The organism is Kitasatospora sp. YST-16, from assembly GCF_026802215.1.
Lineage (GTDB): Bacteria > Actinomycetota > Actinomycetes > Streptomycetales > Streptomycetaceae > Kitasatospora > Kitasatospora cineracea.
In genome coordinates, this window is record NZ_CP113837.1 from 4,285,002 (window position 1) to 4,297,932 (window position 12,931).

Sequence of the window (12,931 nt, forward strand, 5' to 3'; positions counted from 1 at the left end):
GGCTACGCCACCTCGTCGCCGGGAAAGGCGTACGGGTCGCTGGTCTCGTCGGCCGGGCCGGTCGAGTCGTTGTTCGTGCCAGTGCTGGACGCGGCCACCGGGGTCTCGGTCCACAGGGAGCCGTCGGCCCTCATGACGTTGACCTGGCGGCCCGGGTCGAACGCGAACCCGGACGGGTCGATGCGGACCGTGTACGGGGCCGGACGCCCCGGGCGCCGAACGGCACGGCCTGACGCTCTTCGGACATCATGCTCATGGGTGGTGCTCCTTCCGCTGTGTCGGACGGACCGGCGTGGCGGCGGTCACGGCGACCCCAGGGGGGCGGGTGACGCTGCCCGGGGCGCCGGGGGATGCCGGTGGTTCCTCGTGCCGGGCGACATGACCACGAAGTTACGCACCGTCAGGCATCGGTCACAGTGCCGAAGCGTCTTCCAATCCGTCTTCCAGAACCGGTGTCAGGCCACCCACTGAGCGAGGACTTCGGCGATCTCGGGTACATCCCGGTAGCGGCGCAGCGCGGTGACCACGGCCTTCGACCGGTCCTGCGCGCGAGAAGACGGGATGCCGGCCAGCACTTCGAACATGCTGTGCGCGGTTTTGGCGGCCTCCTCCGGTTCGTTGGCGTCGGCCAGAGCGACGGCGAGCCAGGAGGCGTACAGGGCGTACTCGCGGGCGTGACTGGCGTCGTAGGTGGTGAGCACCTTCCGGAGCAGGGGAACGGCTCGTAGGGGACGGTGCAGCTGGGTGTGGACGCGGGCCTGCATGACCTCCTGTTCGTCGCGGTTCACCCAGTACAGCCATCGGCGGGGATCGGCGAGGGCGGCCATCTCCTCGTCGGCGGCGTCCACCTGGTCCATCGCGGTGCCGATCGCGGTCAGGGCGGTGCGCTGGTCCCCGGCGAGGGTGGCGACCCACGCGAGGCGGGCGGAGGTGAGGGAGCGGGCGCGTACGGGCCCTGCGGCGACCTCGTGCTCGGCGGCGCGGACGAGGTCGATGCCGCGCTGGACGTTGCCGCGGTTGGCCTCCCAGTACCCCCAGGAGCCCAGCAGGTACGAGGCGAGCGGGCCGTCGTCGGCCTGCTGGGCGGCAGCGACACCGAGGCGGAACAGCGGGACCGGATCGGCTCTGCCTCCGGAGTCGGTGGCGACCCACCCGGCGAGCTGCGCGAGTTCGCCGATGCCGGTCAGCAGGCGTCGGCCGACGGCTTCGGTGTGACTGGTGTCGTTGTGCAGGCGGACGGCAGAGCACAGCTCGCGGACGACGGTCTCCACCAAGTCCCCGCCGGCAAGTACGTCGTCCGCCAGCCGCAGGCCGTGGACGCGTCGCAGCAGGGCCTGCGCGTCAGCGGCGCCGACGGTGTTGCCGGTGCTGGTGCCCAGAGGGGAGAACACGGTGTCATCGGGGAGCAGCCGCGCGATCACCTCGGCGGGGGACGAGGTCATCTTGAAGCGGCGGGCGGCCTTCGTGGCGGCACGGGCCCGACGCAGGCGGGATTCGTCCAGCTCCAGTACCTCGGCCAGGTGCGGCAGGTACTGCGGGCCGGGCGTGCGGCCTTCGTACTCGGTCTCCCAGCGCCACACGTCGGTGCGGCTCGGGGTGTACCCGGTGGCGTCGGAGAGCTTGCGCGCCACGTCCTCCTCGGAGAGCCCGAGGTATTTCCGGCGCTCGGCGATCAGCTCGCCGATCCGCTCCCCACCGCTGTGCTCGCCCATGGTGTGCCCCCTGCGTCGTCGGCCAGTGGTGTACGGGACGGTACCTGCTGGGGTAACGGCGCATCAGGGGTTCCGGGCACTGCCGAAGTGCGGCGAGCGTGGCGGTGACCGTACCGGTGGCCTGCGGTCCCGGTGCACCGCCGGGGGCCTACAGCACTTCGACGGCCGTGCCCGTGAGGCGGCGGCGGCAGTCGAGGACGTAGCGGGCGTGGGTGGTGACGGCGGTGTAGTCGAACTCGTCGTGGTCGGCGAGGAGGAGGACGGCGTCGGCGGCGGCGAGTTCTTCGGGGGTGGCCTCGACGCGGTGGACGGTGGCGAGCGGGCCGCCCTCGTGGGCGGGGGTGCGCTGGCCGGGGACGTGGGGTTCGGCGACGTGGACGCCCGCGACGACGTGCGGGTCGGCGGCGCGGACCTCGGCGCCCTGGCGGGTGAGGAGTTCGACGATCCGGGCCGCCGGGGTCTCCCGGGCGTCGCCGGTGTTGGCCTTGTAGGCGAGGCCGAGCACCAGGACGCGCGAGCCGTTGACGCTGCGGCGGCGCTGGTTGAGGGCCTCGGTGAGCCGGCGCACCACGTAGTCGGGCATGTGGCTGTTGACGTCGTTGGCGAGCTCGACGAACCGGAAGGACTGCCCGAGGGCGCGCTCCACCCGCCAGGACAGGTAGGAGGGGTCGATCGGCAGGCAGTGGCCGCCGACCCCCGGGCCGGGGGTGAAGCGGAGGAAGCCGAAGGGCTTGGTGGAGGCCGCGTCGATGGCCTCCCAGACGTCGATGCCGAGGTCGTGGGCGAACATCGCCAGCTCGTTGACCAGGGCGATGTTCACGTGCCGGAAGGTGTTCTCCAGCAGCTTGGTCAGTTCGGCCTCCTTGCAGGAGGAGACCGGGACGGTCCGCTCGACCAGCTGCCCGTAGAAGCCGGCGACGGCGGCCAGGCCCTCGGGGGTGGTGCCGGAGACCACCTTGGGGGTGTTCTCCAGCTTCCACACCGGGTTGCCGGGGTCGATCCGCTCGGGGCTGTAGCCGAGGTGGAAGTCGGCGCCGGCCCGCAGCCCCGAGCCGGCCTCCAGCAGCGGGGCGAGCAGTTCCTCGGTGGTGCCCGGGTAGGTGGTGGACTCCAGCACCACCGTCGCGCCCGGCCGCAGGTGCCGGCCCAGCAGCTTCGCCGACGCCTCGATGTAGGACAGGTCGGGGACGCCGTCGCGCAGCGGCGTCGGCACGGTGATCACCGCGACGTCGAAGCCCGCGACGTCGGCGGGCGCCGCGGAGGGCAGGTACGCCCCGGTGTCGAGCAGCGGGCGCAGCCGCTCCCCGGGGATGTCCTCGACGTAGGACTCGCCGACCGCGAGCCGCTTGATCCGGCGTTCGTCCACGTCGTACCCGACGACCCGGTGGCCCACCTCGGCGGCGCGCACCGCGAGTGGGAGTCCGACATAGCCCTGACCTGCGATGACCACGCGCATGACGAAGCAAACCCCCTGGAAACGACCGGTGTCCCCACACCTTCTTCACACGAGGGTACGGAGCGCCGCCCGCCGTGCGGGCGGCTTCGCCGGAAGTGGTGCGGGCGGGGCGGACGGGGCCCGGACGACAGGACGCCGAGAGCCGCGGCGCCCGCCCGGGAGCGGACGCCGCGAGTCCCGGCGTGAGTGGCACGGGCGCCCCCACCCAGGGTCGCCCGGCCTTCGCACTCCCGACCCCCATCGAGGTGCGATCGCGCTTCCGCAGCCATCCCCCACGGTTGGATGCGGCCTGCGCTGACATCCATGGTGCGCGGCGACCATGGACGCGCAGTGACAGCAATGTGTCGGCTGCATGATCTCTGGACAAGCCGTGCCGGATACCGGTGAGTCGGCCCGGGGCGGCCTTCGAGGTGCCGCGCCGCGTGTGCGGCTCCGGTGCGGCGTAGGCTGGACACCCCCCGGGGCGCACCGCGTTCCGGGCTGTCGCGCTGCCCGGCCGTCCGCTGTGCCGGGCCACTCCCCGTCGTGGAGAAACTGACGTATGAGCCTGTCCGGACTGCTCGATGTCGTCGTACGGGACGCCGCCCTCGCCGAGGCGATCGAGGCGGCGGCCACGGGGCACAGGCAGCACCTCGACCTGGTCGGCCCGCCCGCCGCCCGGCCGTTCGCCGTCGCCGCGCTGGCCCGTTCGCTGGCCGCCCGGGGCGGTGAGCGCGGCCGGCCGGTGCTGGCCGTGACCGCCACCGGCCGGGAGGCCGAGGACCTCGCGGCGTCGCTGCGCTCGCTGCTGCCGCCCGACGCGGTGGCGGAGTTCCCGGCCTGGGAGACGCTGCCGCACGAGCGGCTCTCCCCGCGCTCGGACACCGTCGGCCGCCGCCTCGCCGTGCTGCGCCGGATCGTCCACCCGCGGGCGGACGACCCGGCGGCCGGGCCGGTGCAGGTGGTGGTGGCGCCGGTGCGCAGCGTGCTGCAGCCGCAGGTGAAGGGGCTGGCAGAGCTGGAGCCGGTGGCGCTGCGCCGCGGCGAGCAGCACGACCTGGGGGAGGTGGCCCGCGGGCTGGCCGCGGCCGCCTACGCCCGGGTCGAACTGGTCGAGAAGCGCGGCGAGTTCGCGGTGCGCGGCGGCATCCTGGACGTCTTCCCGCCGACCGAGGAGCACCCGCTGCGGGTGGAGTTCTGGGGCGACGAGGTCGAGGAGATCCGCTACTTCAAGGTCGCCGACCAGCGCTCGCTGGAGATCGCCGAGCACGGCCTGTGGGCGCCGCCCTGCCGGGAGCTGCTGCTGACCGACCAGGTGCGCGCGAGGGCGGCCGAACTGGCCGCCGAGCACCCGGAGTTGGGCGAGATCCTGGACAAGATCGCGCAGGGCATCGCGGTCGAGGGGATGGAGTCGCTGGCCCCGGTGCTGGTGGACGACATGGAGCTGCTGCTGGACGTGCTGCCAGCCGGTTCGGTCGCCGTGGTGTGCGACCCGGAGCGGGTCCGCACCCGGGCCGCCGACCTGGTGGCCACCAGCCAGGAGTTCCTGGCCGCGTCCTGGGTGGCCGCGGCGGCGGGCGCCGACCGCCCGATCGACCTGGAGGCGATCGACGTCTCGGCCGCCTCGCTGTGGTCGCTGGCGGACGTCCGCGAGCACGCGGCCGGGATCGGCCTGCCGTGGTGGTCGGTCAGCCCGTTCGCGACCAGCGACTCGACGGTCAGCGGCATCCTGGAATTCGATGCCGACACCCTGACCCTGGGCATGCGCGCCGTCGAGGCGTACCGCGGCGACACCGCGCGGGCGATCGCCGACGCCCGGGAGCGGCTGGCCGCCGACTGGCGGGTGGTGATGGTGACCGAGGGCCACGGCCCGGCCTCCCGGCTGGCCGAGGTGCTCGGCAACGAGGGCATCGCGGCCCGGCTGGTCGCCGACCTCGCCGAGGCCCCGACCCGGGACGTGGTGTACGTGTCCTGCGGCTCGATCGAGCACGGCTTCGTGGACGACGAGCTGAAGCTGACCGTCATCACCGAGACCGACCTGTCCGGCCAGAAGTCGTCCACCAAGGACATGCGCCGGATGCCGTCGCGCCGCCGCAACGCGATCGACCCGCTGGCGCTGGCGGCCGGCGACTACGTGGTGCACGAGCAGCACGGCGTCGGCCGGTACGTGGAGATGCTGCAGCGCACCGTGCAGGGCGCCACCCGCGAGTACCTGGTGCTGGAGTACGCGCCCGCCAAGCGCGGCCACCCCGGCGACCGGCTGTTCGTGCCCACCGACCAGCTCGACCAGGTCACCAAGTACGTGGGCGGCGAGGCCCCGACGCTGCACCGGCTCGGCGGCGCGGACTGGGCGAAGACCAAGCAGCGGGCCAAGAAGGCGGTCAAGGAGATCGCCGCCGACCTGATCAAGCTGTACTCGGCCCGGATGGCGGCCCCCGGCCACGCCTTCGGCCCGGACACCCCGTGGCAGCGCGAACTGGAGGACGCCTTCCCGTACGCGGAGACGCCCGACCAGCTGACCACCATCGGCGAGGTCAAGGCCGACATGGAGAAGTCCGTCCCGATGGACCGGCTGATCTGCGGCGACGTCGGCTACGGCAAGACCGAGATCGCCGTGCGGGCGGCCTTCAAGGCGGTGCAGGACGGCAAGCAGGTGGCGGTGCTGGTGCCGACCACGTTGCTGGTGCAGCAGCACTTCTCGACCTTCGCCGAGCGGTACGCGAACTTCCCGGTGAACGTGAAGGCGCTGTCCCGGTTCCAGACCGACACCGAGGCGAAGGCGGTGCTGGAGGGCCTGTTCGAGGGCTCGGTGGACGTGGTGATCGGCACCCACCGGCTGTTCTCCTCGGAGACCAGGTTCAAGGACCTCGGCCTGGTCATCGTCGACGAGGAGCAGCGCTTCGGCGTCGAGCACAAGGAGCAGCTGAAGAAGCTGCGGGCCAACGTGGACGTGCTGACCATGTCGGCGACCCCGATCCCGCGCACCCTGGAGATGGCGGTCACCGGCATCCGCGAGATGTCCACCATCACCACCCCGCCGGAGGAGCGGCACCCGGTGCTGACCTTCGTCGGCCCGTACGACGAGAAGCAGATCTCGGCCGCGATCCGGCGTGAACTCCTGCGCGAGGGCCAGGTGTTCTACATCCACAACCGGGTCGAGTCGATCGACAAGGCGGCCGCCCGGCTGAAGGACCTGGTGCCGGAGGCCCGGGTGGCGACCGCGCACGGGCAGATGGGGGAGACCCAGCTGGAGAAGGTCGTGGTCGACTTCTGGGAGAAGGAGTTCGACGTCCTGGTCTCCACCACGATCGTGGAGTCCGGCATCGACATCTCCAACGCCAACACCCTGATCGTCGAGCGCGGCGACACCTTCGGCCTGTCCCAGCTGCACCAGCTGCGCGGCCGGGTCGGCCGCGGCCGCGAGCGCGGCTACGCGTACATGCTGTACCCGCCGGAGAAGCCGCTCACCGAGACCGCGCACGAGCGCCTGGCCACCATCGCCCAGCACACCGAGATGGGCGCGGGCATGTACGTCGCGATGAAGGACCTGGAGATCCGCGGCGCGGGCAACCTGCTCGGCGGCGAGCAGTCCGGGCACATCGCGGGCGTCGGCTTCGACCTCTACATGCGGATGGTCGGCGAGGCGGTCGCCGAGTTCCGGGACTCGCTGGAGGCGGGCGGCGGCGAGCCGGAGGAGGAGCCGCTGGAGGTGAAGATCGAGCTGCCGGTGGACGCGCACGTCCCGCACGACTACGCGCCGGGCGAGCGGCTGCGGCTGCAGGCGTACCGCTCGATCGCGGCGGTCAACTCGGAGGCCGACATCGCGCAGGTCCGCGAGGAGCTGACCGACCGCTACGGCAAGCTGCCCGAGCCGGTGGAGAACCTGCTGCTGGTGGCGGGCCTGCGGCTGTTCGCCCGGCGCTGCGGCATCGGCGACATCACCCTGCAGGGCAACTTCGTCCGGTTCGGGCCGGTCGAGCTGCGGGAGTCGCAGGAGCTGCGGCTGAACCGGCTCTACCCGCGCACCCAGGTCAAGTCCGCGGCCCGGCAGCTGCTGGTGCCGCGGCCCGGCAGCGGCGGCCGGATCGGCGGGAAGCCGCTGGTCGGGCGGGAGCTGCTGTCCTGGTGCGCCGAGTTCCTGAGCACCATGTTCGACGACCTCAAGCGGTAGCGGGACGGCCGCCCGAGCGGCGGCGGAACAACGGCCGCGCACCCGTCGGAGCGGGGGCGCCGGAGGGCGGCAGGACGGCGCCCCCGGCGCCCCCGTCCGCGTTCCGGCGCCCCCGGCTCGTCCGCCGCGGCCCAGCTCGTGCGGCTCGTCCGGCTCGTGCGGCTCGTGCGTCGCGGCCCCCGGTGCCCGGGGTCAGGCGAGCTTCCACTGGCCCGACTGCTGGGCGAAGCCGCTGTCCAGGGCGAACTGCACCTTGTCGAGCTTGGCGTCGGCCGGCACCTCGAAGGTGATGCAGCCCAGCGCGCTCTCGCCCGGGGCGACCGACAGCGGGACGGGGAACTCCGGGCCGGCCACGGTCTCGGCGATGGTCGCCTCGTAGTTCTGGCCCTGGGCGTCGATCAGCTTCGCGCTGTTGTGCGGGGCGTCGGAGTAGGCGGCGCTGCCGGTCGCCTTGATCCGGAACTGGGCGGTGACGTAGCGCTTCCCGGCGGCGGGCTCGGTGTACTCGTCCGCGCCCTTCGCGTTGTCGACCACCTTCACCAGCGTGACGTCCGCGCTGTTGCTCTTCTCGGTGCCCTTGAGGGCGATCGTGTCACCGGTCTTCGCCACCGCGTTCTTCGGCGCGTCCGCGGCCGGGGCGGAGCTCCCCCCGCCGGCGGCCGGGGCCGCGGCGGGGCTCTTGGGGGAGGTGGACACGCTGCTGTCGGTCGGGCCGCAGGCGGTGGTCGCGGCGGCGAGCAGGGCGGCGCCGAGCAGGACGGCGGCGGTGCGGCGGGTGCGGAGGCGGACGGACATGGCGGGTTCCCCCCAGGGAGGTCTGCGGTGGGCCGGTGGTTCCGGCGTGGCACCACTGAACCACTCTCCTGTGAACAGTGTCAATCGCGATTTACGAAACGTCTCCGTTCACGTGTGAACGGTTGGGGGGATGGCGGGGTTGCTATGCTGCGGGGCCACACCCGAGCGCCGGGTGCCGAGCGCCCGTTGCCGAGTGGCGACCGCCGGGTGCCGGCCGTCGAGTGCTGATCGCCGACCGCCGACCGCTGCCGCGAAGGAGACCGCCGATGCCGGACCGTCCCGAGGTGACGGCCGCCGAGATCGCCCGGCTCGCCGGAGTCGGCCGGGCCGCGGTCTCCAACTGGCGCCGCCGCCACCCCGACTTCCCGAAGCCCTCCGGCGGCACCGAGGCCAGCCCCGCCTTCCGCCTCGACCAGGTCGAACAGTGGCTCCGCGCCCAGGGCAAGCTCGCCGAACTCCCGCTGCTGGAACGGGTCTGGCGGCAACTGGAGACCCTCCGCGACCCCGACGGCCCCGCCGCCGCCCCGCTGGTCACCGCCGGCGCCGTCCTGCTGCTGCTGCACCGCGACCCGGCCGCCCGCACCGACCTCGCCACCCAGTCCGACACCCGGCTCGCCACCGCCCTGCCCAAGGCGCTGCGCCGCACCGCCGCCGCCACCCTCGGCCCGGACGCCCCCGCCACCCTCGCCCTGCCGCTGATCGCCGGCGCCACCCACCTCGACCTGGCCCGGCTGCTCGCCGACCTCACCGCCGACACCGCCCCCGCCACCGCCTACGGCCACCTGCTCACCCGCTACGCCGAGGCCAACCCCCGGCTCTCCCCGCCCATCCCGGCCGACACCGCCGCCCTGCTCGCCGCCCTCGCCCGGCCCGACGACCCGGCCCCCGGCGGCGGGGAGACCGGTAGCGGGGAGACCGGCCGGACGGTGCTCGACCCGGCCTGCGGCACCGGCGGCGTGCTGCTGGCCGCCGCCCCCGCCGCCCGGCTCGGCCAGGAGGCCGACCCCGCGCTGGCCGGCGTCGCCCTGCTCCGGCTCGCGCTGGCCGCCCCCGCCGACGCCCCCGGCCCGCTGCCGCTGGACGTCCGCCCCGGCGACGCGCTGCGCGCCGACGCCTTCGCCGGGCACGCCGCCGACGCGGTGCTCTGCCGCCCCCGTACAACGAACGCGACTGGGGCCACGACCAGTTGCAGTACGACTCGCGCTGGCCCGGCCGGCTCGTCCCGCCGCGCGGCGAGTCCGAACTCGCCTGGGTGCTGCACTGCCTGGCGCACACCCGCCCCGGCGGCACCGCCGTGCTGCTGCTCCCGCCCACCGTCGCCTCCCGCCGGGCCGGCCGCCGGGTGCGGGCCGAACTCGTCCGCTCCGGCGCCCTGCGCGCCGTGGTCGCGCTGCCGGCCGGCGCCGCCCCGCCGTACGGGGTGCCGCTGCACGTGTGGGTGCTGCGCGGGCCGCAGCCCGGCGACGAGTTCCGGCACGTCCTGCTGCTGGACGCCGCCACCGGCGCCGACGAGGACCGGGCCGGGCTGCCCGCCGCCGTCCTGGCCGCCTGGCGGGAGTTCGACACCGCGGCTCGCACCGGCGCCCCGCTGCCCGCCGACCGGCCCGGCCGCTCCCGGGCCGTCCCCGCGCTCGACCTGCTCGACGACGAGACCGACCTCACCCCCGCCCGCCACCTGCCCGCCGCCCCCGCCGCGGCCGCCCCCGACCTGCTCACCGCCCTGCGCGGACGGCTGGGCGCCGAACTCGCCCGGCTCGCCGACCTCGACACCGCGCTGCCCGCCGTCGCCCCCGCCACCGCCGCCGGACCGCCGCAGGTCAGCATCGGCGAACTCGCCCGCTCCGGCGCCCTCCAGGTGCACTCCTCCGGCCAGGGCGCCCCCGCCCGGCCCGGCGGCCGCACCCCGCTGCTCACCGACCAGGACCTGCAGAACGGCACCCCGCCGAGCGCCGCCACCGACGCCGCCGACGCCCTGACGGCCCGTCAGGGTGACGTCCTGGTCCCGGTGCTGGGCGGCGAGGGCGCACGGGCCGTGCACCCCGGCGGCCCCTGGGACGGCGCCGCCCTCGGCCCCCGGCTGCACCTGCTGCGCCCCGACCCCGACCTGCTCGACCCCGACTTCCTGGCCGGCCAGCTGCGCGCCACCGGCGCCGGACGCCGGGCCAGCAGCTACGCCTCCACCACCAGCCGCCTCGACATCCGCCGGGTCGAACTGCCCCGGCTGCCGATCGAGCGCCAGCGCCGCCTGGGCGAGGCGTTCCGGCGGATCGCCGGGTACGAGGACGCGCTCGCCGCCGCCACCGCCGAGGCCCGCGCACTGACCAGGGCGCTCACCGACACCCTCGCCTCCGGGACCGCCGAACCGGCCTGACGGACCGTCGGCCGCCGAACCCCCGCCGTCCGGCCGTCCGGCAACGGGAACGCAACGGGCTCCCGGCGCGCCGACCCGTGACGGTACCGTGTGCGCAGCACGTCCCGCCGTCGCCGAGGAGCCACCATGCCCGCCCGCGCCGTCCCGTACCGGAAAGGGCTGACGGCGCTGCTCGCGCTGATACCGGTGCTGAGCCTCGGCCTGCTCGGCATGGTGCCGTCGATGGTGCTCGCCGTCGACCGGCGGCGCCGGGCCGACATCGTCGGCGCGGCCGTCATCGGCCTGATGGAGGTGGGCCTGTTCGTCGCGGCCGCGCTGACCCCCGAGGGCGAGCCGATCGACAACCTCACCACCGGGCTGCTCCTGTTCCCGCTCTTCCTCGGCACCCCCGTGCACTTCCTGCTGATGAACCGGCGCGACCGGTGGCCCGCCGGCGCCGCCCCGGTACCCGCCCCGTACGGGTACGCCTACCCGCCGGTCGGCTACCTGCCGCAGCCCGGGCCGACGGTGCCGCCCGGTCCGATGGTGAAGTCCGGTCCGACGATGCGGCCCGCGCCGCCGTACGCGGTCACCGAGCCCCACCCGGCCAACCCGTACGCGACCCCGTACCCGCCCGCCGCGCCGGCCGTGCCGCCCGCCCCCGCCGTCCCCGCGCCCGCCGCGCCGACCGGCGCCGCCGAGCTGCGCGAACTCGGCGAACTGCTGCGCCGGCAGGCCGGGAACGGGCAGCCGTGAGCCGGGTCGTCGGCGGGCGCTACCTGCTCGACGAGAAGATCGGGCACGGCGGGATGGGCCAGGTCTGGGCCGCCCGCGACCAGCGGCTGGAACGCCGGGTCGCGGTGAAGCTGCTGCGCACCGACGCGCTGCCGAACCCCGCCGGGCGCGGCGACAGCCAGGTCGACCTGCTGCGCCGCCGCTTCCTGCGCGAGTGCCGGATCGGCGCCGGGCTCGACCACCCCGGACTGGTCACCGTCTACGACGCGGGCACCGACGGGGAGGAGCTGTACCTGGTGATGCAGTGCGTCCCCGGCCTCAGCCTGGCCGACCTGGTCGCCGAGGAGGGCCCGCTGCCGGTCGAGCGGGCCGTCGCCGTCGCCGGGCAGCTGTGCGCCGCGCTGGCCGCCGTGCACAGCGCGCAGGTGGTCCACCGCGACCTCAAGCCCAGCAACGTGATGATCCGGCCCGACGGCCGGGCGATCCTGCTCGACCTCGGCATCGCCACCGCCCTCGACCCCGGCGCCACCCGCCTCACCCTCACCGGCAGCCCGATCGGCAGCCCCGCCTACATGGCCCCCGAACAGGCCATGGCCGCCCTCGCCGACCGCCGCAGCGACCTGTACGCGCTCGGCTGCATGCTGCACGAGATGCTGGCCGGCGACCCGCCGTTCCCCGCCCCCACCGCGCTCGCCGTGCTGCGCCGCCAGGTCGACGACCCGCCCGTCCCGCTGCGCCGGCTGCGCGCCGAGGTGCCCGCCGCACTGGAGGCGCTGGTCCTGCGGCTGCTCGCCAAGCGCCCCGAGGAACGGCCCGCCGACGCCGCCGAGGTGCACGCCGTCCTGCTGCCGATGCTGCCCGCCCCCACCGGCCGGATCCGCACCCGGCTGCCCGCCGTCCCCGACCCCGGCGACCCCTACCGCTACCCCCACCACCCGCAGCCCACCCCGCTGCTCGTCCCGCCCCCGGCCCCGCCGACACCCCCGCCCCCCGCCCCGCCGCTGCCGCCCGCGCCGCCCGCCCACCCCGGGACGGAGACCCTCGGCGCGGCCTGCGCCCGGCTCTCCGACCTGGTCGACGCGGGCCGGCACACCGAGGTGCTCGAACTGTCCGCCCGCCTGCTGCCCCGGGCCGCCGCCGAACAGGGCGAGGGCGCACCGCTGGTCCGCACCGTCCGCGCCATCCGGGCCCGCACCCTGCTCGCCGGACAGCGCTGGGCCGAAGCCCTCCCCGAACTGCGCCAGCTCACCGCCACCGCCGCCCCCGGCGACCCCGCCGTCCTCGACCACCGCCGGCACACCGCCCGCTGCCTCGAACACCTCGGCCGCCCCGACGAGGCGCTCGCCGAGTACCGCGCCGTGCTGGCCGCCCTCCCGCCCGACTCCCCGCACACCGTCGAGGTCCGCGAACGCACCGGCCTGCTCCTCGCCGCCACCGGCCACCCCGAGACCGGCTGGCACGGCCTGCTCGAACTCCTGCTGGAGACCGAACGCCTGCACGGCCCGCACCACCCCGACGTCCGCCGCCTGCGCACCCACCTCGAACACCTCGGCCGCCACCGCACCACGACCGACAACCCCTACGCGACCTGACGCCACACCGGTCAGGGCCCTCCGGCGCGCCGGAGGGCCGCGGGGGTCTGGCACCCGGGGGCGGGGCTCAATATTGTTCGTCCCAGCCGTACGCAGAAGCACCACCGGACCGCGCTCCACCGCCCAGGAGGCCCCAGTGAT

Annotated in this window: 7 protein-coding genes and 1 pseudogene; 4 read left to right on the forward strand and 4 right to left on the reverse strand. The window is 75.1% G+C overall.

The window, feature by feature from the left end:
• Positions 1-2: 2 nt before the first annotated feature.
• From OU787_RS19710 to OU787_RS19720, 3 genes are all read right to left on the reverse strand, one after another.
• Entirely contained in the window at positions 3-134 is a 132-nt protein-coding gene (locus OU787_RS19710; RefSeq protein WP_268660171.1) for a hypothetical protein, read from the reverse strand.
• A gap of 321 nt (positions 135-455) precedes the next feature.
• Positions 456-1,712, reverse strand: coding sequence for a helix-turn-helix domain-containing protein (locus OU787_RS19715; protein WP_268660172.1), 1,257 nt, complete (start codon positions 1,710-1,712; stop codon positions 456-458).
• 148 nt (positions 1,713-1,860) lie between these two features.
• Positions 1,861-3,168, reverse strand: coding sequence for a nucleotide sugar dehydrogenase (locus tag OU787_RS19720; RefSeq protein ID WP_030464015.1), 1,308 nt, complete (start codon positions 3,166-3,168; stop codon positions 1,861-1,863).
• Positions 3,169-3,709: 541 nt separating this feature from the next.
• Between OU787_RS19720 and mfd the strand changes: the two genes are divergently transcribed.
• Positions 3,710-7,318, forward strand: a complete 3,609-nt coding sequence (gene mfd, locus OU787_RS19725; RefSeq protein WP_030464016.1) for a transcription-repair coupling factor — start codon at positions 3,710-3,712, stop codon at positions 7,316-7,318.
• 192 nt (positions 7,319-7,510) lie between these two features.
• On the opposite strand, the gene OU787_RS19730 is transcribed toward mfd, so the two are convergent.
• Positions 7,511-8,113, reverse strand: a complete 603-nt coding sequence (locus OU787_RS19730) for a DUF4352 domain-containing protein (protein WP_051818023.1) — start codon at positions 8,111-8,113, stop codon at positions 7,511-7,513.
• 266 nt (positions 8,114-8,379) lie between these two features.
• On the opposite strand from OU787_RS19730, the pseudogene OU787_RS34825 reads away from it, so the two are divergent.
• From OU787_RS34825 to OU787_RS19750, 3 genes and pseudogenes are all read left to right on the forward strand, one after another.
• Positions 8,380-10,484 (forward strand): annotated as a pseudogene (locus OU787_RS34825) (N-6 DNA methylase).
• Positions 10,485-10,610: 126 nt separating this feature from the next.
• A complete protein-coding gene (locus OU787_RS19745) occupies positions 10,611-11,219 on the forward strand; it encodes a hypothetical protein (RefSeq protein WP_268660174.1) in 609 nt (202 codons plus the stop codon).
• Entirely contained in the window at positions 11,216-12,790 is a 1,575-nt protein-coding gene (locus OU787_RS19750; protein ID WP_268660175.1) for a serine/threonine-protein kinase, read from the forward strand. The genes OU787_RS19745 and OU787_RS19750 overlap by 4 nt, the downstream gene beginning before the upstream one ends.
• Positions 12,791-12,931 lie beyond the last annotated feature (141 nt).